Raw genomic sequence first — 26,550 nt, 5'->3', positions numbered from 1 at the left:
GTTTTTTCAAGGCTGGTTGGCCTGCCATTGTTTATAGAGTTTGCGGGCGACTTCCATTCGCGCGATCAGGATCACCAGGTAAATCATCCATGCCATCGACACGAGCACCAGCGAGAACAGCAGCCCGCGTTGTTGGCCCAGGCCTTCTCGTACGTATTTGTTGTAGGTCTTGTCGAGGAAGAATGAGCAAATGATGTCGAGTTTATCTTCCGGTAATCCTGGGCGCAGGAACGCCTGGAGCGACTCGGACGAGCGACAGTGCTCGACCTTGAGGACGGTGTCAGACCAGATACCGAACTTCACGTTATCTTCCGATAAATAGAACGAGGGGGCATCCGGGGCGTTTTTGAGGGACACCATCAGATACTTGGATTCAATCAGCGGAACCGCAATGGCTACGCCCGCCAGAAGCGCGATGGCAAGAAAGAAAAAGCAGTTGATACGCCACTGTGCGAACCGCTTGGTGATGAAGCTCAGTGCTGTAAAGTCGCTCCACTCGATGTAGCGCTTCACGCGACCGAAGTCGCGTGGGGTGAAGTCATTGCTGTACATCCAATCCTCAGCCAAGTCGGCCTCGCGCAGCGTATTGGCGGGGATGTTGAATTCATAGCGATAATATTCCAGCTCGCGCAAGTCCTTGCGCATGCGTTCAAAACGGTCTGTTTCGAAGCGCGTTTTGCCACCAAAAAACCGCCATATCCAATCCCGTAGAAACAGCAGCGATCCAGAGCGCCGGTAGATAAATATCAACAGCCCCGCGATAGCGAGAAAGGTGAAAGCCCCGCTGAAGACGGCGAAATGCTCCACATACCAGGTCAGCGGTGTGCTTTTTACGATCGGTTCGGCCATGCCTGGGTCCTTAGTCATAGAGTCGAACGCGGGATTCTAGGGAACCCGAGCAACCGTGTCTTTACGTCAGGAAAAACAAGAAGCAACTGACTGGCCTCTCGGAAACAGGCTAAGCCTCAGCGGCAGTTTTTCTGGCAGTTCTACTCCATAGCTTCCCACTGGCGCTTGTACGATATTGCTCTACATCCCGCTATTCACGATGGGCACCAGCAACGTCGCGTCCATGCGCATGGGCAACGTCACCATTGCGATGGGGGCTTGAAGGAACAAGCGCCGCGGGCGGACTTTGCCGCCAGCGGCGCTGGAATTGGAGCGGTGGGCGCGGGAGATACCGTTTCGGTCAGCGCGCCACCGAGTCCAGGCCGGTGGATTGCACCACCGGTTGTGCCTGGGGCGAGGCCAGGAACTGCAACAGCGCCCTGGCCTGCGCAGGGTGTTCGGCATTGACCGGAATGCCCGCCGCAAAGCGCGTCACCGATTGCACGTCTTCCGGGATCTTGCCGACGTACGTCACACCCGCCACCGGCAATAACTCCGCCACCTGCTGCAAGCCCACTTCGTAATCGCCCTTGGCGACCTGTTCGGCCACCGGCAGGCGTTCGATCATGGTGCCTTTGGCGGGCATGCCGAGCTTCTTGAACAGCTCTTTCTCGACATACACACCGCTGGCGCTGTCCGAATACGCCACGGACTTGGCCTTGCTCAGTACGGCCTTGAGTTCGGCATCGGTGCCGATCGCGGGTTTGGTCGCACCTGCCTTCACCACCAGGCCGATGCGCGAATCCGCCAGTTCCACGCGGGACGCCGGGTCGACCTTGCCTTGTTTGATCAAGTCATCCAGGGCATAGCCGACCATGATCACCACGTCGGCATGTTCGCCACGGGCCAGACGGTTGGGAATCGCTTCCGGCGCCTTGCCCATGGAGGGGCCGAGGACGGGATCGAGGGTGTCGCCGCTGTACTGCGCGTATTGCGGGCCCAGCAGTTTATAGGCGGCGGTGAAACCACCGGAGGTCATCACCTTGAGTTCCTCGGCCTGGGCCGTCAGCGCCAGTGCGCCGAGGGCCAGGGCCGTCAGGGTCTTGAACAAAGGCCCCATCACGCCGCCCCCTGCATCACCTGCCCGCGTGCGTTGGCGCGACGATACAGCGCCAGGGTCGAACACAGCGCGCACAACGCAGCGAACATCATCCAGTAGGCCGGCGAGGCCTTGTCTTCGGTGATGTGGATGAACCAGGTGGAGATCGCCGGGGTAAACCCACCGAAGATCGCGGTCGCCAGGCTGTAGGCCAGGGAGAAGCCCGCCACGCGCACTTCCACCGGCATGATTTCCGTGAGCGCCGGGATCATCGCGCCGTTGTACATGCCGTACAGGAACGAGAACCACAGCAGCGTCTCCAGCATATGGGCGAAGCTCGGTGCATTCACCACGTAGGACAGTGCCGGATAAGCCGTGAGCACCGTCAACGCGGTCATGGCGATCAGCACCGGCTTGCGGCCGAAGCGGTCGCTCAGGGTGCCGCCGATCGGCAGCCAGACAAAGTTCGACACCGCCACCAGCAAGGTCACCAGCAGCGCGTCGGAGGTGCTCAGTTGCAGCACGGTCTTGCCGAAGGTCGGCGCGTACACGGTGATCAGGTAGAACGCGGTGGTGGTCATGGCCACCATCAGCATGCCGCCGATGACCACGGTCCAGTTTTTCACCAGTGTGGCCAGCACCTCGCGCATGGTCGGGCGATGCTTGCGGTTGGCGAATTCTTCGGTTTCCTGCAGGTTGCGGCGCAGCACAAAGATGAACGGGATGATCACGCAACCAATGGCGAACGGAATGCGCCAGCCCCAGTCGGCAACCACCGCTGGTTCCATCCACACGTTCAAGCCATAGCCCAGGGCGGCGGCGACCACGATGGAGATCTGTTGGCTGCCGGATTGCCAGCTGGTGTAGAACCCCTTGCGGCCTGGGGTGGCCATTTCAGACAGGTATACCGACACACCGCCCAGCTCCGCGCCGGCCGAGAAACCTTGCAACAGGCGACCCAGCAGCACCAGCAGCGGCGCCCACAGGCCAATGGTGTGATAACCCGGCACCAGCACGATCAACAGTGTGCCGCTGGCCATGATCGACAGGGTCACGATCAACCCTTTGCGGCGACCGACGTCATCGATATAAGCGCCGAGGATGATGGCGCCCAGTGGGCGCATCAGGAAGCCCGCGCCGAACACGGCGAAGGTCATCATTAATGAGGCAAATTCATTGGCGGCAGGGAAGAACGCGGCAGCAATGTAGGTGGCGTAGAAGCCGAACAGAAAGAAGTCGAACTGTTCAAGGAAGTTGCCCGAAGTAACGCGGAATACCGCACCTACTTTCGAACGGGCAGAATCGGGCCGGGAAGGGCTAGTCATGGTTTTGTGTCTCCAGCGTTCTTTTAAGTGCTTGTTTCGCGTAAGACCGAGGATAGTGGCTGACACATTTAGAAATGAAAAGTGAAAAATATGGATTGATTAATGTCTGTTGGTTATGAATTTGCGCGCCTTTCAAAGATCCCGCTCTGTTCTATGCTGGAAGGTATGACCCATTCTTACGGAAGGGAGATGGCTATGGGCAATGAACCGAAGCGCCAAGATGAGCCGGAGCATGAGCAACCCCGGCGACATGAAGAGGAAAAACCCCAGACCTGGAAGCACCCGGACGACGGCACTGAGCTGTCCGAGCGGGATCAGGAGCGTCCGCTCAAGCCCTGATCAATGTTCGGCCGGGGCTAAAAAGCACCCTTGACGGGCCATGAACTGCCTCCACGAAGGGCTCTCCGTGGGGGCGGGTGTTACCTGGGTCGGGGTTTCGAATTCCGCCAGCGCGGCGCCGGTATCGGCATTGATCACCTTAACGCGACACCACCCACTGTCGGCGTCGGCAATCCCGCCTTTGAGCAAGTAGCGCTCTTGGGCGGCGAACTGGGTGTTGAACTCAATCACACAGCGCCGGCCGGCGCTTGCCAGGCCCGACACGATCAAGTGCAGCGGTTGGTCGGCGGCGATGTCCACGTAACCGTCGGGGCGCGAAGTACTGCTGTGCACCGCAAACAGTGCGGTTTCCTTACTCGGCGTTCCCACCCTGCCTTGCAGGCATTCATGATCCGTCGAAACGCTGACAGACAGCCATTCGTTGTAGCTGGCGTGGGTGCTCAACTCACTTTTGAGCTGTGCTCGCGGGCCTTCGAGCGGTGCCTTGTAGGGCGTCATGGCGGTACATCCGGCCAGTAACAGCGGTAGTGCGATGTTGCGGATGTTTATCAAGGCAATAGCATCCAGTTCAAAGAGGGGGCTATGAAACCAGCAACGAAACAGGAAAACCCGAAGCCAGCATCAGGTACGCCACCACTGCCGCCAGGCACAGGCCGACAAACACCCGCAATAAGGTGCGGACGGTGGGGCGGGTGACAAAGCGGATAAGCCAGAGGCAGAACCCGGCCACCAGAATGGGCAGGCCAAAAATGACCAGCACGGTAGTGTTCCTGCGACGTTCGAGCGCTGTTTATAGTCCCAAAGCCGCGTGATGAACAGTGTGCACATAGACGCGGCCGGCCCGGCTTTCTAAACTGCGGCTTGTCTTGGGCTAGGGGCAGGCGCCGATGAATCGCAATGAATTACGCAAGGCCGACATCAACCTGATGGTGGTCTTCGAAGCACTGATGCTCGAGCGCAATGTGACGCGAGTGGCCGAGAAGCTGTTTCTCGGCCAGCCGACCATCAGTTCGGCCCTCAACCGTCTGCGTACCTTGTTCAACGACCCGCTGTTCATTCGCGTCGGCCATCGCATGGAACCTACCGCGCGCGCCGAGGAAATCATCCAGCACCTGTCGCCCGCCCTGGACTCACTGTCGTCGGCCTTGAGCCTGACCCACGATTTCGACCCGTCCGTCAGCACCATGACCTTTCGCATCGGACTGTCCGACGACGTCGAGTTCGGCCTGTTGCCACCGTTGCTGCGCGCCTTGCGCCAGGAAGCGCCGCAGGTGGTGTTCGTGGTGCAGCACGTGGACTATTGGCGGATTCCCGATCTGCTGGCGTCCGGCGATATTACCGTCGGCATCACCCAGACCCGTGGCCTGCCGGCGAATGCCAAGCGCAAGCTGCTGCGTCATATCCGCCCGCGACTGCTGCGCGCCGATGCCTCGGACACCCCGCTGACCCTCGATGAATATTGCTCGCGCCCCCATGTGCTGGTATCCCACACCGCCAACGTGTCCGGGTTTGCCGATGAGTGGCTGGCGGAAATCGGCCGCAAGCGCCATGTGGTGTTGTCGGTGCCGCAATACAGCGCATTGCCCGCGCTGCTGGCCGGGACCGACTTGATCGCCAGCCTGCCGGACTACACGGCCGAGGCCATGGCGGTGTCGGGCAACCTGTTCTGCGAGCCGTTTCCGTTCGAGACGCCGACCCTGGATTTGTCCATGGTCTGGCTCAGTCATGTGGACACCGACCCTGCCGAGCGCTGGGTGCGTTCGCGGCTGGAAGCGTTCATGAGCGATCGGGGCCAGGCGAACAAGGCCTGAGGCTTTTATCCGTGCTATATCTACAGACTTTCCTACGAATGACTCGGAGTCATCCATGCCACACCTGCACTTGGAATACACCGCCAACCTGACAAACCTGGCCGTCGAGAAAACCCTGTTGCGGCTCAACAATGTGCTGATGGCGTCCGGGCAGTTCGGTTCCGAGTTCGATATCAAAAGCCGCGCCGTGAAGCTCGAGAGTTTTCAGGTGGGCACCTCCCTCAACCCACGCGGTTTCATCGCGGTGAAGTTGTCACTGCTCAGCGGGCGGTCGCCGCAGGTCAAGCAGCAATTGTCGCAAAGCCTGCTGGCAGCGTTGCAGGACATGGGCGACTGGCCGGCCGATATACAGGTTCAGCTCAGCGTCCTGCTGGTCGACATGGATCGCGACTCCTACAGCAAAGTCGCCATCGGCTAACCCTCGGCACAGAAGTCAGAGTAATCCCTGATCCGCACACACCTTCACCACCTGTTCACGAAACCAGGTATTGGCACTGTCCTGTTCACTGCTTTCATTCCACTGCATATCCAGGGTGAACCCTGGCAATCCGTTGGGGGCCTCGCAGTGGCCGAACACCGTCGCCGGTGCCAGCAGTTTCTGCACGCGGCGCGGCAGGGTGACGATGAAGTCGGTGCCGGTGATCATCTTCAGCGCCGCGCTGTAGCTGTTGGCGCGGGCGATCACCTGGCGCTTGTGGGCCTGGCGCGCCAGCCAGCCGTCGATCATGTTGGTGTCGGAGGTCCATGGCGTGGGGAACACGTGGCGCCGCTCGACGAACGATTGCAGGCTGAATGCCGGCTCGCGCGGTGCCGAGCGTTTATCGAAGACGCACACCAGATCGTCCTCCAGCAGCATCTGGGTCTTGAAGTCTTTATGGGCGCGGTGAAAGTGCGGTCCGAAGCAGATCACCAGATCCAGACGGCCCTCGCGCAGGTCGTCGGCGGGGATGTCGGCTTCCAGTTTCTGCACATTGACGATCACCGGCAGGTCGGCGCGGTCGAAATGCTTCAACAGGCGCGGCAGGATCAGTTGTTCGAAGTACTCCGGCGCGCAGACATTGAAGGTCACGGCCTTCTGGGTCGGGTCGAAGGCCTGGCCACCGGCATGGCACAGGTTGATGCTTTCGAGGATCTTCTGCACATGGGCGTACATGGTGGTGGCCTTGTACGTAGGCCGCATGCCCGCCCGCGTGTTGATAAACAGCTCGTCTTCAAAACTGGTCCGCAGTTTCTTCAGGCTGTAGCTCACGGTGGACTGGCTGACGAACAGCGTTTCTGACACGTCGGTAACGCTGCTCTGGTCATAGACGGCGATAAACACCATCAAGTCCTGCATATCGAGTTTTCTGAGCAAGTTACTGTTTAACATCGGTTTCGTCCGTAAACCCCATGTACCGAAGTCAGTACAAGACAGCGCGAAAGCTTAACGGAACGGCCGTGCCAATAGAAAGCTCTGTAGGGCGTTTCAATGTTTTGCGTGGGACAAATACTGTTTGCAACACGACGTCAGCGAATATGTTGTGCGTAATGCCTTGGGTTGAATCGCGTGACGATCAGCAGCATCACCACGATCACCGCCGTCAGCGACCACCAGGCCCATTCGAAGCTGCCCAACTGGTCGCGGATCATCCCGGCGATCAGCGGCGACAGGCCGGCAATCAGGTAGCCGATGCCCTGCACGAATGCGGTAAGGCCTCCCGCGCGACGCGGGTTGTCGAGGTGGTCGAGGGACAGGATCAGGCTCATCGGGAACAACCCGCCGATACCCAGCCCCAGCAGGCACGGCCACAGCAAACTGAGGTGTTGCGGGCTGAGGATCAGGCCGCAGAACCCGAGGATGATCAGCCCCAGCAACACCGCCACCACCCCGCGTTTATCCCGGCGGCGGTTGGCGATGGCCGGCGTGACCAGGCCGGACACCACCTCCATCGCGGTCAGGAAACCCAGCAACAAACCGGCATTCTGTTCGCTCCAGCCTTGCTCCACGTAGTACGGCGCCAGCCACGCCAGCACGCAGGTGTAGGACGCCGTACCGAGGCCGAAAAAGATCGCCAGCAACCAGGCGCGGCCGTTGCCGAAAAACGATTCCTGAGGGCCGGCGGCGGCTTGGGGCAACGGTGGCAACACCGAGCGCTGGGCGTACCAGAACACCAGGGCCAGCAGCGCCAGAAACGCCCAGATCGCCAGGCCGATGCGCCAGCTGCCGGTCTGCACCTGCACGAAGGGGGAGAACGCTGCCGCCAGCGCCGCGCCGCCCATGATAGCGGTGACGTAGAGGCCCATGAACAACGACACGTTTTCGCTGAACCGCGACTTGATCAGCGCCGGCATCAACGCCTGGATCATGGCGATGCCCACACCGGCGGCAATCGCGCTGACGATCAATTCCAGAGCCGAATCCAGGAACAGCCGCGACAACGTCGCCACGCCAATCACCAGCAGTGACAGCACAATGCTGCGGTGCTCGCCAACGCGCTTGGCCAGGCCCATGCCAAAGAACATCGCCAGGCCCATGGCCATGACCGGCAACATGGTCAGCAACGCCGCGCTGCTGAAACTCAACGGCACGTCGCCGCGAATCGACGACAACAACGGCCCCACGGCGGCCATCGACGGCCGCAGGTTAAGGGCGACCAGCACGACGCTGATCATCAGCCACACGGCGGTGGTGGGTTTTGCCTGAACGTTTTCCATGGGCCTGCCTTGAATGAACAAGGGCGAATCAGGCCACGCATGGGGGAGGGGGGCAAATGAGAAAGTCGCAGGGGCTATCTAAAAATTGCGGTTAACTGAAACACCGCAAGTCAAAGTGTGAGAGCGGGCAAGCCCTGATGTCGATCAGTTAAGAGATAGAACGGTCAAACAGTAACCTGTGGCGAGCGGGCTTGTCGAATCGTCGCACCGCCCGCGTTGGGCTGCGTAGCAGCCCCAATAAGAGCGCTGCAGTGTGCCAGGCAAGTCCGGGGCTGTTTTTTGGGGCTGCTACGCAGCCCAACGCGGGGCAAGCCCGCTCACCACAGTTACAGTGTTCCTCCTTAACTGACTGGCATTAGGTGCAAGCTCCCTCCCATATTTGTTCTGCGTCGTCAGATAGACCGGATCACATGTTTGATCTCCTGAAACGCCGCCAGGCCCCACGGCCCCAGCTCACGGCCGATACTGCTCTGCTTGTAACCACCCCACGCCGTCTGCGGGAAGATCACCTGCGGTGCGTTGATCCACACCAACCCGGCCTGCAAGGCATTCGCCACGCGCTCGGTGGTCTCGACGCTACGGCTGACCACGCTGGCCACCAGGCCGAAATCGCTGTCGTTGGCCAGGGCAATGGCCTCTTCCTCAGTGGCAAAAGGTCGTACACACAGCACCGGGCCGAAGATTTCTTCGTTCCACAATGCACTGTCCAATGGCACGTCGGTAAACACGGTTGGGCGAATGAAGTAGCCCTTCGCCAGGTTCGCCGGGCGTTCGCCGCCACACACCAATCGCGCGCCAGCCTCGACGCCCCGTTGGATATGCCCCAGCACCCGCTGATACTGCACGCGGTTGATCAACGCGCCCATTTCCACGTCATCGGCAAATGGGTCGGCGACGCGAATGCCTTCAGCCCGTGCCTGCAAACGCTGCAGGAATTCATCCGCCAGGCTGTCGGCCACCAGCACGCGGCTGGTGGCGGAACACATTTGCCCGGCGTTGAAAAAACCACCGCCACACGCCAGCTCCACCGCCAGGTCGAGGTCGGCATCCGCCAGTACCAGCAGCGAAGATTTGCCGCCTAATTCCAGGCTCACGCCCTTGATGGTTTCCGCTGCACGTTGCATCACCTGCACCCCCACGGCGTTGCTGCCGGTGAAGGAAATCTTCGCCACGCGACGGTCTGCCGCCAGCGGTGCACCAACGGCCAAGCCGGTGCCGCAGACCAGGTTGAACACCCCCGCCGGGCAGCCCGCGTCAGCGATGATTTGCGCCAACTGCAACTCCGCCAAGGGCGTGACTTCCGAGGGCTTGAGCACCACGCAGCAACCGGCGGCAAGGGCCGGGGCGAGTTTCCAGGCGGTGGTGACCATCGGGAAATTCCACGGCACGATCAGCCCCACCACGCCGCACGGCTCACGGCGCAGGCGCGCGCTGAAGTCATCGCTGGGCAGCGCCACCGGGCGGTCCTGGCCGGCGTCCATGTCGTCGGCGATACCGGCGTAGTACTCGAACGTGGCGATCACGTCATCCACATCGATGCCGGCTTCAAACAGCGGCTTGCCGTTGTTGCTCGATTGCAGGTGCATCAACTGTTCGCGCTGCGCGCTGACGCCTTGGGCGATTTTGCGCAGCAGGCTGGCGCGATCACGGCCGCTACTTTTCGACCAGTCGATAAAGGCCGCGCTGGCTGCATCCACGGCCTCGGTCACGGCCTGCCCATCGCCGACGCTGACACGGGCCAGGGTCGCCTCGGTGGCCGGGTTGATCACCTCCAGCACGTCATGGCCGGCACGCCATGCGCCGTCGATATACACACCGTTCATTACTGCGCTCATACCGCTGGCTCCTGCATCCATAGGTCCTGGTCGATCTCAATCAGCGTCGGCCCCGGGCGATCGGCGGCGGCGCGCAAGGCGTTGCGCAGCTGTGCAACGCTGTGAGCGCTGTCGGCAGCACTGCCGAGGGCCTTGGCCACGCCGATAAAATCCGGGGTGTAGATGTCTACGCCGACCGGTTCGATGGCGCGGTTGAGCATGTATTTCTTGATCTCTTCATATCCCTGGTTATTCCACAGCAGCACGATGATCGGCGTGCGCGCTTCCACTGCGCTGGCCAGTTCCGGCAGGGTGAATTGCAGCCCGCCGTCACCAATCAAACACACCACCGGTTGCCCATCGCCACGGCCCAACCAGGCGCCGATGGCGGCCGGCAGGGCGTAGCCCAAGGTGCCGTAGCCGGTGGAGGAATTGAACCAGCGGCGCGGGTGATCGAGGTTCAGGGTCAGGTTGCCGCTGTACACCGGTTGGGTCGAATCGCCCACCAGCACGGCGCCCGGCAGTGCCTCCAGCACCGTATTGAGGAACAGGGTTTGCGCGCGGGTGGCGGCGTCCCAGGTGGGGGCCAGTTCGGCCCACAACCGGGCGACGCGCTGAGCGCCCCAGTCGGTGCGGCGAGGGCCAAGCGGCGTGCGGTTCAATTCCGTCAGCAAGGCATCGGCGGCGATCTGCGCATCGGCCACCAGTGCGAGGTGCGGCGGGTAGTTGCGCACGGTCTGGTCGGGGTCGATATCAATGCGTAGCAGCGCGCCGGGTATCTCGAAGCCACCGGCGAAGGTCACGTCGTAGTCGGTCTCGGCCAGCTCGGTGCCGATGGCCAGCACCACATCGGCCTCGGCCACCAGCGCGCGGGTAGCGACCAGGGACTGAGTCGAGCCGATCAGCAGCGGATGCTCGGAAGGCAGCATGCCCTTCGCATTGATGGTCAGGGCCACCGGCGCGCCGAGGGCTTCGGCCAGGCGGGTCAATTCGGCGGCCGCCTCAATCGCGCCGCCACCGGCCAGGATCAGCGGGCGTTTGGCGGCGGCGAGCAACTGGCTCATCTGCTTGACCGCCGCCGGTGCCGCACCGGCACGGGCGATGCTGACCGGTTGACTGCCGAGCAGTGCATCGGCGTTTTCCACCAGCACATCCAATGGAATCTCGATATGCACCGGGCGCGGCCTGCCGGCCTGGAACAACGCAAACGCCCGCGCCAGCACGGCGGGCAACTCCGCTGCCGACATCAAGGTATGGGAGAACGCCGCCACGCCGGCCATCATCGCGCCCTGGTTCGGCAGCTCATGCAACTTGCCGCGCCCGCCGCCCAACTGGCTGCGCGATTGCACGCTGGAAATCACCAGCATCGGGATCGAGTCGGCGTAGGCCTGGCCCATGGCGGTGGTGATATTGGTCATGCCCGGGCCGGTGATGATGAAACACACGCCCGGTTTGCCACGGGTGCGCGCGTAGCCGTCGGCCATAAAGCCGGCGCCCTGTTCGTGGCGCGGGGTGACGTGGCGGATGCTCGAGCGGGCCAGGCCGCGATACAGCTCCACGGTGTGCACGCCGGGAATACCAAACACCTGGTCCACGCCGTAGCTTTCCAGGAGGTTGACCAATACTTCGCCACAGGTCGCCATAGGTGTCGCTCTTGTTATGGATTCGTGGCGGTATTGGAACGGCTGGCCCGTAGCGGCAACAATCGATAAAAAGTCATACTAGCCATGTCCTCACGTCATGGCTGCGCCCTTATGAAACGCCTTCCGCCCCTGCCCGCGCTGCATACCTTCTGGGTCACGGCCCAGTGCTGCAACTTCACCCGCGCCGCCGAGCAACTGCATATCACACAAGGTGCGGTGAGCCGGCAGATCGCCGGGCTGGAGAGCCATTTGGGCTACGCCTTGTTCCAGCGCCAGGCACGGGGGTTGAGCCTGACCGAAGAAGGTCGCGAGTGGTCGCAACGGGTGCAGCAGGTGTTTGGCCTGCTCGGTGACGCGGTGGAGCAGATCGGCAATCGCCGCCATACCCTGCAAATCAAGGCCTCCACCTGCGTAATGCGCTGGTTGTTGCCGCGCCTGATGCAATGGCAGCGGGAGCGCCCGGACGTTCCGGTGGAACTCACCACCACCGTGGCCTACAGCGTGGATTTTCGTCGCGAGCAATTCGACGCGGCGGTGATCTATGCGCCCATCGCCGAGCAATCGGCCGAGGCGCGGCATTTGTTCGATGAGCAACTCACCCCGGTCTGCGCACCGGCGCTGCTCGCCGGTTTGCACACCCCGGCGGACTTGCAGCAACAGGTGCTGTTGCACCCCACGCGGGATGAGCGCGATTGGGCGCGCTGGCTCCAGGCGGCGGATACGCGGTTGAGCAACGTGAGCCAGGGGCATCATTTCGAGACGTTGGACTTGGCGATGAACGTGGCCTCCCAGGGCTCCGGGGTGGCGATGGGCGACAGTGCGTTGATGGGCGAGGATCTCAAGGCGGGGCGCTTGGCGATGCCGTTTGAACTGCGGGTACCGACGGGGAAGGGGTACTACCTGGTGTATCCGCCGGGGACGGTGCCGTCGGCAGGGCTTGAAGCGCTGATGAACTGGCTGGTTGATCAGGCAACCTCCGCGAAAATCCCGTAGCAGCTGCCGAGCGCAAGCGAGGCTGCGTTGCGGTGTGTCAGGTACACCGCTGACGCAGCCTCGCTTGCGCTCGGCAGCTGCTACGGGAGTGGGAGGGAGGTCAGTAACCGACGGTGAAGCGCTGGCGCGAGTGCTTCGGTGTTTCCACTTCATCGAGCATGGCGATGGCGTAGTCGGCAAAGCTGATCGAGCTGCTACCGTCACTGCTCACCAGCAAGTCATCCTGGCCCAGGCGGAATTTACCGGTGCGCTGGGTGCCATCGAACAAGGCCGACGGCGACAGGAACGTCCAATCCAGGTCCTTTTCCTGACGCAGCACGTCGAGAAACGCGGCCCCTGCACTGGCTTCGGCTTTGTATTCCGCCGGGAAGCCCTCGCTGTCGATCACACGCCCGCCACCGGGCAGCAGCAACGAACCGGCGCCGCCCACCACCAGCAGGCGTTTCACCCCGGCTTTTTTTACCGGGCCGATCACGGCGCTGGCGGGCAGGGTGGCGAAATGTGCCGCGCTGATCACCACATCGCTGCCGCTGATGGCTTGTTCCAGGGCATTGGCATCCAGTGCATCAACCTGCTTGACGGTGACGCCGGGGCGTACAGCCAGCTTGTCGGTGTTACGCGCGATAGCCACCACGCTATGCCCACGACGCAGGGCTTCTTCCAGCAATTGGCTGCCGGCACGGCCGGTGGCCCCAATGATTGCGATCTTGCTCATGATGTTCTCCAGTACGGTCAGGGTTTAAAGGCATTCACCACTTCATTTCGCCCTTGGCGACTTTGGCGCTCAGTTCCAGCGAGCTTTCGTCGGCGAGGGTGGGGTAGCGCTTTTTCATGGCCGCGATCAGGGCGGCGGCGTCCTTGGCCTTGGCGGTTTCTACGTCGAAGGCCTTGATGTAGTCGGCAGTAAAGGCCACGGCTTGCGGTGACGGCGTGCCCAGGTAGTGGCCAGGAATCACCGTGCGTGGCTTCAACTGTTCGATGCGTTGCAGGGTCGCAAGCCAGTCTTTATGGGATTGCGCGCTTTGAGTGTCGGCCATCCACAGGTGAATGTTTTGCGCGACCACCACGCCCCCGACCACGGCCTTGATCGACGGGATCCACACGAAGCTGCGGTCCGGCTGCGGGCCATCCAGGCCGATCACCTCCAGCTGCTGCCCTTCAAGGGTCAGGCTGTGGCCTTGCAGCACCTGGGGCACGATGGTTTTGCCCGGTTTGTCGGCACCCATTTTCGGGCCCCAGAACTCAAGTTTGCCGGCCACGGTGGCGTTGATATGGTCCACCACCGGTTGCGGCGCCAGCACCTTGGCGTCGGGGAACGCGGCCGTCAGGGTGTCGAGGCCGAAGTAGTAATCCGGGTCGCCATGGCTGATGTAGATGGTGGTCAGGTGTTTGCCGCTGGCGCGGATCTTCTGCACCAGTTGCTCGGCCTGGCCCTTGCCGAATTGCGCGTCCACCAGGATCGCGTCTTTGGCACCGCTGACCAGCACCGAGCTGACCGGGAAGATCGCCGCCTCGCCAGGGTTGTAGACATCCAGAGTCAGGTCGGCCGCCGCTGCATGGCCGGCAAACGCCAAGGCAGCGGTGAAGGTCAAGCGCTTGAGGGTTGAGAACATCGGGCAGCTCCAGCAGTGGATTCAAAGGATGCACAGAGCTTAGTTGCACTAAACCGAACTAAAAATGCGATGCTGGGACATAGTTTGTTTCTGAAATCGGGCAAATCATGGATCGTCTTCAAGCAATGCGCGTGTTTGTCACGGTGGTGGACCTGGGCAGTCAGTCCGCCGCCGCCGATCATCTGGACCTGTCGCGCCCAGTAGTGTCGCGTTACCTGGCCGAGTTGGAAGACTGGGTCGGCGCGCGCCTGTTGCACCGCACCACGCGCAAACTCAGCCTTACGGCGGCCGGTGGCGAAACCCTGCCACGCTGTCGGCAACTCCTGGAGTTGTGCGGTGATATGCAGGCCGCCGTCAGTGAGCCCGATAAGGCGCCCCGTGGCCTGTTGCGCCTGAGTGTCAGCACCTCGTTCGGCCAGGCGCAATTGGCCGAGGCCATTGCCGAGTACGTCAAGCGCTATCCCCTGGTGACCATTGACCTGCAAATGCTCGACCGCACGGTGAACCTGGTGGACGAGCGCATCGACCTGGCCATCCGCACCAGTAACGACCTGGACCCCAACCTGATCGCCCGGCGCCTGACAGTCTGTCGCTCCGTGGTGTGCGCAACCCCGGCCTACCTGTTGGAGCACCCGGCGCCGCAGAAAGTCGAGGACCTGGCCCGGCACAACTGCCTGACCCATTCGTACTTCGGCAAAAGCCTGTGGCATTTCGAGGAGCACGGCGAGCACGTCTCGGTGCCGGTGCACGGCAATATCACCGCTAACGAAGCCAGTACGTTGTTACGCGTGACGCTGGCCGGCGCGGGTGTGGCGATGCTGCCCAGCTACCAGGCCGGCGATCACATCCGCCGTGGTGAACTGGTACGTCTGCTACCCGAGGCCGAACCCCGGCAGATGAACATCTACGCGGTCTATGCGTCACGCAAACACATGCCTTCGGCGCTGCGCAGCCTGCTGGATTTCCTGGTGGTGAGGTTCCCCGAGGAGCCGGTGTGGGATAGGTGTCTTTAGGGCGACATAACCCTGTTGAATGTCGCCCAATAATGGCAACTCGCCCTGGTTGACCTATGCTTTAAACAGCACCCTGTAGATCCGCTCAGAGGTCTGTGCCATGAGCATTAAAACCCGCAAATACCTGATGATTTTCTTCCTCTGCGCCTTGGCGACCGGCCTGTATGGCACCGCCGCCTACCGCGTGGAGCAGACCCGGATGCAGCCGACCTTTGCGATCAGCTGCCATCAGGACCAATGCGTTCCCCACACCGGCAGTTTCAGTGCACTCAGGTAGACGGCTGTTCGGCCTTGAGTTGCTCGCGAAACGCCTTGGGTGAGAACCCGACCCGTCGGCGGAACAGCCGAGAGAAGTTGGTCGGGTCGGAAAAACCCAGTACTTCCGACATTTCGTTGATGGTCATGCTGGTGTAGGTCAGCAGGCGCTTGGCCTCGAGTAATTGACGGTCATGCATGATCTGCAAGGCAGGCTGCCCGCCCAGTTCCCGACACGTCCCATTCAGGTGTGAGACCGAGATACCCAGTTTGTGGGCCAGATCCTCAATCTTCGGGTGTTCCCGATAGTGCTGTTCAACCAATTGCGTAAAGCGCCGGAAATACTCGCGGCCCCTTGGCGCGCGCGGGTGGCGACGCTGGATGGCCTGGCGGCTGATCCACACCAGCAGCACACTGACCAGCGCGTGCATCAGCATGTCCCGGGCCGGTTGGTCGTCGGCGTATTCGTCCTGCAGGCGGGCGAACTGGCTGTTGAGGTAATCACTGTCCTTGCCCGCCGGGTAGCTGCCCAGGGTCTGCAAACCGCCTGCCGTTGCGCCCAGTTGGGCTTGCAAGTGGCTGACCAGCGGTGCCGCCAGGGTGACTACATAGCCTTCCACATCTTCGGCAAAGCGAAACCCATGCACGCACAACGGCGGCAATACCTGCAGCGTGGCTTCGTTGAGGGTGGTGCGCTGGCCTTCGATTTCCAACTCGGCCTGGCCTTTGTGCACGTACAGCAGTTGGCACAGATCCGCGTGCCGGTGGGGCTGGATTTCCCACTGGTATTCCCGACTGCGCCGGGAAATGGTTTCGCAGTGCAACAAATCGGGGGTCGGCCATTGCTGGCTTTCTCCGTAAAGCTTGAAGACCGGAATCGCGGTGTTGGTCATGGTTTCAATCCGATACTCAGGACAGTGGTGCGGTAATCGCCCAAATTGGCAAAAAGCGCAGGTTTTGTCGCAGTTTTCACCTTCTTATACTGCGCACTCAAGTGAAAACTGTCAGCCACAAGATCAATGACAACTCTTTCACTCGATCCGTTCGGGTGGAACTTGCGGGCGATAAAAATAATGAAAACCCTGAAAACCCAAGTCGCCATTATCGGCGCCGGTCCCTCCGGACTCTTGCTCGGCCAGCTGTTGCACAACGCCGGTATCCAGACCCTGATCCTGGAGCGCCAGAGTGCCGACTACGTACAAGGCCGTATCCGCGCCGGGGTGCTGGAACAAGGCATGGTCAACCTGCTGCGCGAGGCGGGCGTGAGCCAGCGCATGGATGCCGAAGGCCTGGTACATGATGGCTTCGAGCTGGCGCTGGACGGTCAACTGACCCACATCGACCTCAAGGCGCTGACCGGCGGCCAATCGGTGATGATCTACGGCCAGACCGAAGTCACCCGCGACCTCATGGCCGCCCGCGCCGCCGCTGGCGCCACCACGCTGTATGAAGCGCGCGACGTGCAGCCCCATGATCTTAAAAGTGATCGACCCTGGCTGACGTTCGAGCATCAGGGCCAGGCGTTTCGCCTGGAGTGCGACTACATCGCCGGTTGTGATGGGTTCCACGGTGTGGCGCGCCAGTCGATCCCGGCTGAATCGCTGAAGGTGTTCGAGCGTGTCTACCCCTTCGGTTGGCTGGGCATCCTTGCCGACACCCCGCCGGTGCACGCGGAACTGGTGTACGCCAAGCATTCACGGGGCTTTGCGCTGTGCAGCATGCGTTCACCGACGCGCAGCCGCTATTACCTGCAAGTGCCGGCCGAGGAGCCGGTAGGCGAATGGTCGGACGAACGCTTCTGGGCGGAACTGAAAACCCGGCTGCCCAACGCTTTGGCTGAACAACTGGTCACCGGCCCCTCCATCGAAAAAAGCATCGCGCCCCTGCGCAGTTTTGTGGTGGAACCGATGCAGTACGGGCGCCTGTTCCTGCTCGGCGATGCGGCCCATATCGTGCCGCCCACCGGGGCCAAGGGCTTGAACCTGGCGGCCAGCGACGTGAGCACCCTGTTCCGGATTTTGCTCAAGGTGTATGGCGAGGGGCGCGTGGACTTGCTCGAACGTTATTCCGCCATCTGCCTGCGCCGGGTGTGGAAGGCCGAACGGTTTTCCTGGTGGATGACCTCGATGTTGCATCAATTCCCTGAGTCCGACGGATTCAGCCAGCGCATTGCCCAGAGCGAGCTGGAGTACTTCATCCACTCCGAAGCCGGGCGCCGGACCATCGCGGAAAATTACGTCGGACTTCCTTACGAGCCTATCGAATAGCCTGCTATCGTATCGAGCATTCCCGCGGGCTGCCTTTTCCCGCGGGCCCTGCTCGAAGGTTCTGCCGTGACTCAGCTCAATCAGCCCGCGCCACCGCTCCCCGCGGTGCGCAGTATTCTCGCCTCGTTGATGATGGCGATCTTCCTCGGCGCTCTGGACCAGACCATTGTCGCCGTGTCCATGCCCGCCATCTCCGCGCAATTCCACGACGTCAACCTGCTGGCCTGGGTCATCTCCGGTTATATGGTGGCGATGACGGTGGCGGTGCCGATCTACGGCAAGCTCGGCGACCTCTACGGGCGGCGGCCGATGATGCTGATCGGCATGGGCCTGTTCACCGTCGCTTCGTTGTTCTGCGGCATGGCCCAGAGCATGGAGCAACTGGTGCTGGCGCGGGTGCTGCAGGGCATCGGCGCCGGCGGAATGATCTCGGTGAGCCAGGCGATCATCGGCGACATCATCCCGCCCCGTGAGCGCGGGCGCTATCAGGGCTATTTCAGCAGCATGTACGCAGTGGCCAGCGTGGCCGGGCCGGTGTTGGGCGGCTACATGACCGAGTATTTATCCTGGCGCTGGGTGTTCCTGATCAACCTGCCGCTGGGCGCCGGTGCCTGGTACGTGGCCCATCGCACCCTGGTGGGGCTGCCGGCGCCGCAACGCAAGCCGATCATCGATTACCTCGGCACGGTGCTGATGATCATCGGCCTCACCGCCTTGCTGTTGGGCATCACCGAAATCGGCCAGGGCCATCATTGGCGTGACAGCCAGGTGTTGGGGCTGCTGGCCTGTGCCCTGGTGGCATTGACCCTGTTCGTCTGGCACGAGCGCCGCGCCCGCGAGCCCTTGCTGCCGATGCACCTGTTTGCCAACCGCAGCGCGGTGCTGTGCTGGTGCACGATTTTCTTTACCAGCTTCCAGGCGATCTCCCTGACGGTGCTGATGCCCCTGCGCTTTCAGACAGTGACCGGCGGCGGTGCCGACAGCGCCGCCTTGCATTTGCTGCCCCTGGCGATGGGCCTGCCCATCGGCGCCTATTGCGCCGGGCGCATGACCTCGGTGACCGGGCGTTACAAACCGATGATCCTCAGCGGCGCGCTGTTAAGCCCGCTGGCGATCCTGGGCATGGCCTACAGTGCGCCCCAGGATATGCTGCTGACCGGCGTGTTCATGTTGCTGTGCGGGATCGCCGCCGGCATGCAGTTCCCCACCTCCCTGGTGGGGGCGCAGAACTCGGTGCAGCAACGGGACATCGGCGTTGCTACCAGCACCACCAACCTGTTCCGCTCCCTGGGCGGCGCGGTGGGGGTGGCGTGCATGTCGGCGTTGCTGCTGGCGTTGTTGGAGGACTCCAGCTTCGCCCACCTGGCCAGCGGTGCGCTGGTGGTCGAAGGCGGTTCCGGCAACGTGCTGCTCGACGGCCTGAACGCCGCGCCAGGCCCGGCGCAGGATGCCCTGCGCGGGGAGCTGGGGGTGACGTTCAGGCATTTGCTGCTGGTGAGTGCGGGGGTGTCGCTGCTGGGGTTGGCGGCGGCGATCGCGATGCCCAATCGCGTGCTGCGCGGGCGGGAAGACAAAACCCGCTGACTGACACAATAGAGACCTGATGTGGGAGGGGGCTTGCCCCCGGAGGCCATGGGTATCTACACAACTTTTCAGCCCCTGACAAATCTCCCTGTGGCGAGCGGGCTTGTCCCGCGTTGGGCTGCGTAGCAGCCCAACGCGGGACAAGCCCGCTCGCCACAGGGGAACTCGCCAGTCTCTGAAAATTGTGTAGATACCCATGCCCTGATGGCGGTGGTTCAGTTGGAACATCTTCGACTGACACACTGCCATCGGGGGCAAGTCGAATCGTCGCACCGCCCCTCCCACATTTGAATGCATTCCAGTTCAGATCAGGGGCTGTAGTAACCCACCGCAACCATGAAATGCCCGCTCTTGCGGATATACGCATGCTTGTTCTCGACCTTGCCCGTCACCGGGTTCTTCCAACGGTATTTGTATTCTCCCTGGTCCTGCTCGGCCATCAGCTTGAGGATCGGCTCGCCCACCGGCTTGCCGTCGGGGTCCTTGATCTTGCTGAAATCGGTGTTGATCAGTCGCAGGTTGGTGCCATGGGCCACGTAACGCTGGGTGTTCAAGTCCACCACAAACACATAGAGGTCATCCTGCAGGAAACCGCCCTGCAATGAGTTGATGGCCTTGAGCGTGCCGGCTTCATCCTTCACCAACGCGTTCACCGCCTTGTTGCGCAGGGCCCGGGCCTGTTCCGGGGTGGCGCGCGGCAGGTAATAACCCACAGCGAGGATGCGCTGGCCGACGCGCTGGTAAAACACATGCTTGTGCTCGACCTTGCCGTCGTTCCAGTTCTGCCAGCGGTAGTCGGCCTGTTGGATACCCTGGCCTTCCGGCACCTTGAGCGCGTCCTTGAATGACTGGCGCAACTCCGGCCCGAGTACCTCGGACACATCGCGGCCGATCAGGGCGGAGGAGGGCCCGCCACTGGCCAGCAGCACGCCCTGGGTATCGACCACGAACACATAGCGGTCGTGGTCGATGAACTCGCCCTGGCGGCTGAACGCCGCAAAGGCCTTGTCACCGTTGGTCTGGTAGTAGGCCAGGGCTTTTCCCAGCAAGGCCTTGGCGGCCTGGGCGTCCTCACCCGGCGTGTCGGCGTGCACCTGGCTGAAACACAACAGCAGCAGCCAGGTGGCGCGGAGCAATCCCTTCATGTTCCGTCCCTCGTTCTTATTGATGTGACCACAGCGTAGACGGCCATGGCTCAGGGCGCCGCCAACCATTGGCTGACGATGCCGTCGTAGACGCCGGTGGCCACGCTCAGGTGCAACCACTGGTCGACATAGCTCTTCCACGCCACATCATCGCGGGGCAGCAGGAAGGCTTTTTCGCTGTACTGCATCTGCCGCTCCGGGTTGACCGCGCACAACCCGGGCTTTTGCTTCTGCTGGTAACGCGCCTCGCTGGCGTCGGTGATCATCACGTCGGCCTTGCCGGCCAGCAGTTCGTCGAAGATGGTCACGTTGTCGTGCAGGCGGATTTGCGCCTGGCCCAGATGGGCGCGAGCGAAGACTTCGTTGGTGCCGCCCGCCGGTTCGATCACGCGCACCTGGGGCTGGTTGATCTGCTCCACGGTCTGGTAACGCTTGACGTCGGCGCAACGCACCAGCGGAATCTTGCCGTCGACCCCGAGGGACTGGCTGAAGAAGGCTTTTTTCTGGCGTTCCAGGGACACCGAAATCCCGCCCACGGCAATGTCGCAGCGCTGGGCGAGGAAGTCCGGCATCAGGGTTTTCCAGGTGGTGGGCACCCACTGGATCCTGGCATTAAGGCTCTTGGCCAGGGACTCGGCCATGGCAATGTCGATGCCTTCATAGCCGCCATCGGCGCGCAACGAGGTGTAGGGCTTGTAGTCGCCGGTGGTGCAGACGCTGAGGGTGCCGCGCTCAAGCACCTGGTCAAGGCGCGAGGGGGCGGTGTCGGCCAGGGCGGAGGTGGCCAGGCTTACCAGTACGCACAGGGTTATCGTTGTTTTCATGCGATCGAGTCCTTGGGGCATGCTCGGGGGCGGTCATTATTTCCAGCAGCAAGGCCAGGTAGCAAGGGGCGTTGAATGTTTAGCCAAGTCGCAACCAAACTCCATCAACCCTGAATTTAAACACCTATGCGGGCGTGTGACGCTGGGCGCATCTCTATCATTGTGATCCACCCATGGGCGGCTCTTCCGACACTCACCCTGCGACACTGCCCTCCGAGCTCGCCTTCTGGGCCCTGTTCCACTGCCGCCACGCGCGCCCGCCAGACCCCCTTCTCCTACGCTGATTTACCCCACGGATGACGCACCCTTGTGCGCGCCTGCCTGAAACAAACGTACGAGAACCCCCCATGAGTGTTTTTGCCAGCCTGCACGAAGCCCACGCCTTCCTTGAACAGCATCCGGACATCGAGATGTTCGAGCTGTTTATCCTCGACAACAACGGCGTGCCGCGCGGCAAGTTGCTGCACCGCGACGAATTGCTGGCGGTGTATGAAAGCGGGCGGCCGCTGCCCAGCACCATCCTCGGCCTGACCATCAATGGCGACGATGTGGAAAATTCCGGGCTGGTGTGGGAAGTGGGCGATATCGACTGCCGCGCCTACCCGATCAGCGGCAGTTTGCAGCGCATGCCGTGGCGGCTGATCCCGACCGCTGCGGTGCAGGTCAGCATGCACCCCACCGAAGGCCTGCCCGCCACCGTGGCCGACCCCCGGCATTTGCTGACCAAGGTGATCGAGGGCCTGAACGCCGACGGTTATTACCCGGTAATGGCGGCGGAGCTGGAGTTCTACCTGCTCGACCAGAAGCCCGACGGCAATGGCCGCCCGCAACCCGCACGGGACGTGGACGGCGGGCGCCCACGCGCAACCCAGGTCTACGGCCTGCGTGAGCTGGAGCAGATCGAACCGTTCCTCGCCGACCTTTACAGCGCCTGCAAACTGCAAGGCATTCCGGCGCGCACGGCGATCTCCGAATACGCCCCGGGCCAGGTGGAAATCACCCTGGAACACCGCGCCGACGCCCTGCAAGCCATGGACGAAGCGGTGCGCTACAAGCGCCTGGCCAAGGGCGTGGCGCACAAACACGGCATGGCTGCGTGCTTCATGGCCAAGCCGTTCGATGACCTGGCGGGCACCGGCATGCACATGCACGTCAGCCTGGCCGACGCCGAGGGCAACAACCTGTTCGCCAGTGAAGCCGCCGACGGCACGCCACTGCTGCGCCACGCAGTGGGGGGCATGCTCAGCACCCTGCTCGATTCACTGCTGATGTTCTGCCCCAACGCCAACTCCTATCGCCGTTTCCAAACCAACAGCTATGCGCCGCTGGCCGCCACCTGGGGCGTGGACAACCGCACCGTCAGCCTGCGGGTGCCGGGTGGTCCGGCCCATTCCCGGCATATCGAACACCGCATTTGCGGCGCCGATGCCAACCCTTACCTGGCGGCGGCCGCGATCCTGGCGGGCATCCACCGTGGCCTTCGCGAACAACTCGACCCCGGTGCCCCGGTGGAAGGCAACGGCTACGCCCAGGCCAAGGAATTGCTGCCCACCGATTGGCTTACCACCCTGCGCGCACTGGAGGCTTCAAGCTGGGCGCGGGAGGCGTTCGGCAGCGAGTTCCTGGGCGTGTACCTGGCGGTGAAACATGCTGAATACCGCCAGTTCATGGGCGAGGTGGGCGAGCAGGACTGGCGTTGGTATCTGCATCAGGCGTGATGGTTTTTACGCTGGTGAGGGCTTCGACCTTTTTTTCACGTTGCAAGGGTTAAGCTGCGAATCAAGGTCGTTCACTACCGTTTCAGTCACATGAGCCTGCGATGTCGCCACAACCTCCTTCTTCCATCGAGATCGAATACGCCGAACGCTGTGGCCTTGAGCACGCCAGGGTCTGCGGTGACACGCGCCCGCCCGGTCTGCGCCAGCGCCTGGCGTCATGGCGCGACGAGTGGTTGGTGCGCCAGGCGCTCAAGGTCGCTGGCGAGCCGGGGCTTATCCTGGACCTGGCCTGCGGCTCGGGGCGCTTCTGGCCGGTGTTGGCCGAGCACGTCAACCGCGTGATCCTGGCCTCGGACAATTCCCAGGACATGCTCGACCACGCCCGTAGCCACCATCCGCCGTCATTGCTCAAGCGCGTCAAGACCTTTCAGGGCTCGGCATTTTCCATCGGTTTGTCGGCGAATGCGGTGGATTGCATTTTCTGCCTGGAGTTGTTTCGTCATGTGCCCAGCAGCGAGGGGCGCATGGCGTTGCTGCGCGAGTTTCACCGGGTCAGCCGCGACACGGTGATTGTCTCGGTACCCTCGCGTACCGCCGTGGAAGAGGAATTTCGCCAGGCCGGGTTCAAGGTCTTGAGTCAGCAGGAATTCATGCCGGGCTCCAGCCTGTGGCGGGTCTACGTTCTTCGTAAGAAAGGATAACTCCCACTTGTCGGACTATTCTTCATCTCCTGTCTGAGTTTTCATGGTTGCCTGTGCACTGCGGATGCTCGCTAGCCCCGTTCGCGATATATACTGCGCGCCATTCTTCAAGGGAGAGCCGTGTGGCCATCGATATTCACTGGATCTGCGACAACGATAGCCTCGGCCAGCATTGCGCCGAATGGCAGCAGTTGCCATTCGTCGCCCTCGACACCGAATTCATGCGGGTCGACACCTTTTATCCCATTGCCGGGCTGATCCAGATCGGTGATGGCGTACGCGCTTACCTGATCGATCCCCTGACCATCGACAACTGGCAACCCCTGGCCGCGTTGCTGGAGAACCCGGCGGTGATCAAGGTGGTGCACGCCTGCAGCGAAGACCTTGAGGTGTTGCTGCGCCTGACCGGCAGCCTGCCGGTGCCGTTGTTCGACACCCAATTGGCCGCCGCCTACCTGAACCTCGGCTTCTCCATGGGCTACTCGCGCCTGGTGCAAGCCGTGCTCGATATCGAGTTGCCCAAGGGCGAGACCCGCTCGGACTGGCTGCAGCGGCCATTGTCCGAGACCCAGGTCAGCTACGCCGCCGAAGACGCCGTGCACCTGGCCGAGGTCTACATTCGCCTGCGCCCGCGCTTGTCGGATGATAAATACGCCTGGGTCCTGGAAGACGGTGCCGAACTGGTTGCCAACCTGCGCCGCGAAGTCGACCCGTACGAGGTCTACCGTGACGCCAAGCTGGCGTGGAAACTCTCCCGTGCCCAGCTTGCCGTATTGCGTGAACTCTGCGCCTGGCGCGAGCAGCAGGCCCGCGCCCGCGACCTGCCGCGCAACCGCATCATTCGCGAACACTCGCTGTGGCCCCTGGCCAAGTCCCAGCCGGACAACCTCGCCGCCCTGGGCAAGATCGAAGACATGCACCCGCGTACCGTGCGCCAGGATGGCCAGTTCCTGTTGGACCTGATCAAGCGTGCCGGCAGCGTGTCCATGGACCAGTGGCCGCCGGCCGTGGCTGAACCGCTGCCGGTGGACGCCGCCACGTTGATCAAGCAACTGCGCGCCCTCGGCCAGACATTTGCCGAGCGCCTGGAGATGGCGCCGGAACTGATGCTGCGCAAGAAAACCCTCGAAGCCCTGGTTAAAAGTGGCTTCCCCGATGGGCCTTACCAATTGCCAGACTCGCTGCGTGGCTGGCGCCGCGAGTTGATGGGCCAGGCGCTGCTCGACAGCCTGGCCCCTGCCGGAGAACAGCCTTGAAACGTATTTGCTCGATCTATCGCAGCCTGAAAAAAGACGGCATGTACCTCTACGTGCTCAAAAGCGACGCCCTGGAGCGCGTGCCGGAGCCCTTGATGGCGGCGTTCGGCAAACCGCACCACGCCTTCGACATGGTGCTGACGCCGGAGCGCAAGTTGTCCCGCGAAGACATCATCGTGGTGCTGGAAAACCTCGACAAGCAGGGCTATCACCTGCAAATGCCGCCGGCCGAGGATGAGTACATCGAGCACCTGCCCGAAGAGCTGCTGCGTCGCAACGACCCGATGTGATCGGGCAGTGCGTCGCCCGGGGCACAGGTTTCAATGGAATCGTATTAGTGGGCGGTGGCCGTAGGGAAGCGGGCGGCCGTCTGCACTGTTTTTGAAAGGTTTGAACCATGCGTGTTCTGATTGCTGAACAGGATCACCCGCTCTACGCCCAATTGCTCAATGACGCGGCGCCGGACCTGGAGGTGCTCACCAGCGGCGACTCGGCCGAACTGTCGCGCCTGGCCGCCGATTGCCCGGTATGGCTGGGCCAGCCGGACCTGTTGGCGACACTGTTGCGCCAGGGCCACCAGCCGCAGTGGCTGCAATCGACCTGGGCCGGTATTACGCCGCTGCTGGCCGAAGGCCTGCCCCGCGACTATCGCCTGACCCGCGCCGTCGGTATTTTTGGCCAGGTCATGGCCGAATTTGTCCTCACCTACATGCTGGGCCACGAGCGCGAAGTACTGGCGCGACTGGTCAGCCAGGTCGAGCGCAAGTGGGACAGCCGCACCGGCCAGAGCCTGGCGGGGCGCAAGGCGTTGATCGTGGGTACCGGCGACATCGGCCAGCGTGTCGCCGAGTTTCTCGTGCCGTTCGGCGTCAAGCTGTACGGCATCGCCAGCACTGCGCGGGAACAAGCGCCGTTTATCGAAGTGGCCGGGCTCGACCAACTGGGCCGGTTGGTGGGGGAGGTGGACTACGTGATCAACCTGCTGCCCAACACACCGAACACCCATGACCTGTACGACGCAGCGCTGTTCAAGCAGTTCAAGCCGACCGGTTTGTTCATCAACGTCGGGCGCGGTGTGGCGGTGGTGGATGCCGATCTGGTCGAGGCCCTGAAAGAAGGGCACCTGGCCGGCGCGGTGATCGACGTGTGCCGCCAGGAACCGTTGCCGCAGCGCCACCCGTTCTGGACCGCCTGGGGCCTGCTGTTGACCGGGCACAGCTCCGCACCGACCTCGCCGCCGATGATGGTGGAGCTGTTCCTGGAAAACCTGCGCGCGTACCAGGCCAAGCAAGCCTTGCGCGGGGAAGTGGATTTCGAGCGCGGTTACTGAGGCGGCGCGGGGAGAAAGTGTGGGAGGGGGCTTGCTCCCGATAGCAGAGTGTCAGTCACTGTATCTATTGACTGAACCACCGCTATCGAGGCACAGGTATCTACACAACTCTTAAAGGCTGACACATAACTCTGTGGTGAGCGGGCTTGCCCCGCGCTGGGTTGCGAAGCAGCCCCAAAACCTTCACCTCGATTGATTCTGGCACTCTGCGTTGACCTTATTGGGGCCGCTTCGCAGCCCAGCGCGGGGCAAGCCCGCTCACCACAGAAGCCTAATTGCCATAGATTCCGTATTCACT

Annotated in this window: 27 protein-coding genes; 13 read left to right on the top strand and 14 right to left on the bottom strand. The window is 62.3% G+C overall.

Going from position 1 to position 26,550, the window contains the following annotated elements; genetic code table 11:
* Window positions 1–6 precede the first annotated feature (6 nt).
* The 3 genes from V3W40_RS00910 to V3W40_RS00900 all read right to left on the bottom strand — a co-directional run bounded on the left by V3W40_RS00910 (window position 7) and on the right by V3W40_RS00900 (window position 3,252).
* On the bottom strand, window positions 7–849 hold the full coding sequence (locus V3W40_RS00910; RefSeq protein WP_065928206.1) for a DUF6216 family protein: 843 nt from the start codon (window positions 847–849) through the stop codon (window positions 7–9).
* Between the two features lie 340 nt (window positions 850–1,189).
* On the bottom strand, window positions 1,190–1,948 hold the full coding sequence (locus V3W40_RS00905) for a substrate-binding domain-containing protein (RefSeq protein ID WP_330214260.1): 759 nt from the start codon (window positions 1,946–1,948) through the stop codon (window positions 1,190–1,192).
* Window positions 1,948–3,252 (bottom strand): MFS transporter, encoded by a 1,305-nt coding sequence (locus V3W40_RS00900; RefSeq protein WP_065928204.1) that lies wholly within the window; start codon window positions 3,250–3,252, stop codon window positions 1,948–1,950. Before V3W40_RS00900 ends, V3W40_RS00905 begins: the two co-directional genes overlap by 1 nt.
* A 195-nt stretch (window positions 3,253–3,447) precedes the next feature.
* Between V3W40_RS00900 and V3W40_RS00895 the strand changes: the two genes are divergently transcribed.
* Window positions 3,448–3,591 carry a hypothetical protein gene (locus tag V3W40_RS00895; RefSeq protein WP_162844254.1) on the top strand — a complete coding sequence of 48 codons (144 nt, stop codon included), beginning with the start codon at window positions 3,448–3,450 and terminating at the stop codon, window positions 3,589–3,591.
* Here V3W40_RS00895 and V3W40_RS00890 read toward each other — a convergent pair whose 3' ends face one another.
* Both V3W40_RS00890 and V3W40_RS00885 read right to left on the bottom strand, forming a co-directional pair.
* Entirely contained in the window at window positions 3,592–4,089 is a 498-nt protein-coding gene (locus V3W40_RS00890) for a hypothetical protein (RefSeq protein WP_065928202.1), read from the bottom strand.
* 82 nt (window positions 4,090–4,171) lie between these two features.
* A complete protein-coding gene (locus tag V3W40_RS00885; RefSeq protein WP_065928201.1) occupies window positions 4,172–4,351 on the bottom strand; it encodes a hypothetical protein in 180 nt (59 codons plus the stop codon).
* A 127-nt stretch (window positions 4,352–4,478) separates the two neighbouring features.
* On the opposite strand from V3W40_RS00885, the gene V3W40_RS00880 reads away from it, so the two are divergent.
* Window positions 4,479–5,402 carry a LysR substrate-binding domain-containing protein gene (locus V3W40_RS00880; protein WP_065928200.1) on the top strand — a complete coding sequence of 308 codons (924 nt, stop codon included), beginning with the start codon at window positions 4,479–4,481 and terminating at the stop codon, window positions 5,400–5,402.
* A 55-nt stretch (window positions 5,403–5,457) separates the two neighbouring features.
* On the top strand, window positions 5,458–5,820 hold the full coding sequence (locus tag V3W40_RS00875; protein ID WP_330214259.1) for a 5-carboxymethyl-2-hydroxymuconate Delta-isomerase: 363 nt from the start codon (window positions 5,458–5,460) through the stop codon (window positions 5,818–5,820).
* A gap of 15 nt (window positions 5,821–5,835) precedes the next feature.
* Here the strand turns inward: V3W40_RS00875 and V3W40_RS00870 are convergent, their stop codons facing one another.
* From V3W40_RS00870 to V3W40_RS00855, 4 genes are all read right to left on the bottom strand, one after another.
* Window positions 5,836–6,771: a LysR family transcriptional regulator gene (locus V3W40_RS00870; RefSeq protein ID WP_027604292.1), complete on the bottom strand. Its 936-nt coding sequence runs from the start codon at window positions 6,769–6,771 to the stop codon at window positions 5,836–5,838.
* Window positions 6,772–6,908: 137 nt separating this feature from the next.
* A complete protein-coding gene (locus tag V3W40_RS00865) occupies window positions 6,909–8,096 on the bottom strand; it encodes a cyanate transporter (protein WP_330214258.1) in 1,188 nt (395 codons plus the stop codon).
* A 392-nt stretch (window positions 8,097–8,488) separates the two neighbouring features.
* Window positions 8,489–9,931 (bottom strand): aldehyde dehydrogenase family protein, encoded by a 1,443-nt coding sequence (locus V3W40_RS00860; RefSeq protein WP_330214257.1) that lies wholly within the window; start codon window positions 9,929–9,931, stop codon window positions 8,489–8,491.
* On the bottom strand, window positions 9,928–11,553 hold the full coding sequence (locus tag V3W40_RS00855) for a 5-guanidino-2-oxopentanoate decarboxylase (RefSeq protein WP_330214256.1): 1,626 nt from the start codon (window positions 11,551–11,553) through the stop codon (window positions 9,928–9,930). Before V3W40_RS00855 ends, V3W40_RS00860 begins: the two co-directional genes overlap by 4 nt.
* A 111-nt stretch (window positions 11,554–11,664) precedes the next feature.
* On the opposite strand from V3W40_RS00855, the gene V3W40_RS00850 reads away from it, so the two are divergent.
* Window positions 11,665–12,546, top strand: coding sequence for a LysR substrate-binding domain-containing protein (locus V3W40_RS00850; protein ID WP_065947379.1), 882 nt, complete (start codon window positions 11,665–11,667; stop codon window positions 12,544–12,546).
* Window positions 12,547–12,646: 100 nt separating this feature from the next.
* Here the strand turns inward: V3W40_RS00850 and V3W40_RS00845 are convergent, their stop codons facing one another.
* Both V3W40_RS00845 and V3W40_RS00840 read right to left on the bottom strand, forming a co-directional pair.
* A complete protein-coding gene (locus V3W40_RS00845) occupies window positions 12,647–13,261 on the bottom strand; it encodes an NAD(P)-dependent oxidoreductase (RefSeq protein WP_065947380.1) in 615 nt (204 codons plus the stop codon).
* Window positions 13,262–13,295: 34 nt separating this feature from the next.
* Window positions 13,296–14,159, bottom strand: a complete 864-nt coding sequence (locus V3W40_RS00840) for an MBL fold metallo-hydrolase (protein WP_065928192.1) — start codon at window positions 14,157–14,159, stop codon at window positions 13,296–13,298.
* Window positions 14,160–14,266: 107 nt separating this feature from the next.
* Between V3W40_RS00840 and V3W40_RS00835 the strand changes: the two genes are divergently transcribed.
* Together V3W40_RS00835 and V3W40_RS00830 are read left to right on the top strand one after the other, a co-directional pair.
* The gene (locus V3W40_RS00835; RefSeq protein ID WP_065928191.1) at window positions 14,267–15,172 is read left to right on the top strand and encodes a LysR family transcriptional regulator; all 906 of its coding nucleotides are present in this window, start codon (window positions 14,267–14,269) and stop codon (window positions 15,170–15,172) included.
* A gap of 100 nt (window positions 15,173–15,272) precedes the next feature.
* Complete coding sequence (locus V3W40_RS00830; protein ID WP_162844255.1) at window positions 15,273–15,449, top strand: hypothetical protein; 177 nt, start codon at window positions 15,273–15,275, stop codon at window positions 15,447–15,449.
* On the opposite strand, the gene V3W40_RS00825 is transcribed toward V3W40_RS00830, so the two are convergent.
* Window positions 15,442–16,320, bottom strand: a complete 879-nt coding sequence (locus V3W40_RS00825; protein ID WP_065947382.1) for a helix-turn-helix domain-containing protein — start codon at window positions 16,318–16,320, stop codon at window positions 15,442–15,444. The genes V3W40_RS00830 and V3W40_RS00825 overlap by 8 nt on opposite strands.
* A gap of 189 nt (window positions 16,321–16,509) precedes the next feature.
* Here V3W40_RS00825 and pobA point away from each other — a divergent pair, with 189 nt between their 5' ends.
* Window positions 16,510–17,694 (top strand): 4-hydroxybenzoate 3-monooxygenase, encoded by a 1,185-nt coding sequence (gene pobA, locus V3W40_RS00820; protein WP_330214548.1) that lies wholly within the window; start codon window positions 16,510–16,512, stop codon window positions 17,692–17,694.
* 66 nt (window positions 17,695–17,760) lie between these two features.
* Window positions 17,761–19,278, top strand: a complete 1,518-nt coding sequence (locus tag V3W40_RS00815; RefSeq protein WP_330214255.1) for an MDR family MFS transporter — start codon at window positions 17,761–17,763, stop codon at window positions 19,276–19,278.
* Between the two features lie 308 nt (window positions 19,279–19,586).
* Here the strand turns inward: V3W40_RS00815 and V3W40_RS00810 are convergent, their stop codons facing one another.
* Together V3W40_RS00810 and V3W40_RS00805 are read right to left on the bottom strand one after the other, a co-directional pair.
* Window positions 19,587–20,423 carry a cache domain-containing protein gene (locus V3W40_RS00810; protein WP_065928187.1) on the bottom strand — a complete coding sequence of 279 codons (837 nt, stop codon included), beginning with the start codon at window positions 20,421–20,423 and terminating at the stop codon, window positions 19,587–19,589.
* 50 nt (window positions 20,424–20,473) lie between these two features.
* Complete coding sequence (locus tag V3W40_RS00805) at window positions 20,474–21,247, bottom strand: transporter substrate-binding domain-containing protein (protein WP_065928186.1); 774 nt, start codon at window positions 21,245–21,247, stop codon at window positions 20,474–20,476.
* Between the two features lie 347 nt (window positions 21,248–21,594).
* On the opposite strand from V3W40_RS00805, the gene V3W40_RS00800 reads away from it, so the two are divergent.
* The 5 genes from V3W40_RS00800 to V3W40_RS00780 all read left to right on the top strand — a co-directional run bounded on the left by V3W40_RS00800 (window position 21,595) and on the right by V3W40_RS00780 (window position 26,252).
* On the top strand, window positions 21,595–22,965 hold the full coding sequence (locus tag V3W40_RS00800) for a glutamine synthetase family protein (RefSeq protein ID WP_330214254.1): 1,371 nt from the start codon (window positions 21,595–21,597) through the stop codon (window positions 22,963–22,965).
* Window positions 22,966–23,066: 101 nt separating this feature from the next.
* Window positions 23,067–23,666 (top strand): class I SAM-dependent methyltransferase, encoded by a 600-nt coding sequence (locus tag V3W40_RS00795; RefSeq protein ID WP_027604278.1) that lies wholly within the window; start codon window positions 23,067–23,069, stop codon window positions 23,664–23,666.
* A gap of 122 nt (window positions 23,667–23,788) precedes the next feature.
* Window positions 23,789–24,922, top strand: coding sequence for a ribonuclease D (rnd, locus tag V3W40_RS00790; protein ID WP_065928184.1), 1,134 nt, complete (start codon window positions 23,789–23,791; stop codon window positions 24,920–24,922).
* Window positions 24,919–25,212 carry a YcgL domain-containing protein gene (locus V3W40_RS00785; protein ID WP_027604276.1) on the top strand — a complete coding sequence of 98 codons (294 nt, stop codon included), beginning with the start codon at window positions 24,919–24,921 and terminating at the stop codon, window positions 25,210–25,212. Before rnd ends, V3W40_RS00785 begins: the two co-directional genes overlap by 4 nt.
* 107 nt (window positions 25,213–25,319) lie before the next feature.
* A complete protein-coding gene (locus V3W40_RS00780; RefSeq protein WP_330214253.1) occupies window positions 25,320–26,252 on the top strand; it encodes a D-2-hydroxyacid dehydrogenase in 933 nt (310 codons plus the stop codon).
* The last annotated feature ends 298 nt before the right edge of the window (window positions 26,253–26,550 follow it).

This window comes from Pseudomonas sp. AM8 (assembly GCF_036346475.1).
GTDB classification, from domain to species: Bacteria; Pseudomonadota; Gammaproteobacteria; order Pseudomonadales; family Pseudomonadaceae; genus Aquipseudomonas; species Aquipseudomonas marginalis.
This window is presented reverse-complemented; position numbering and strand designations above follow the sequence as displayed.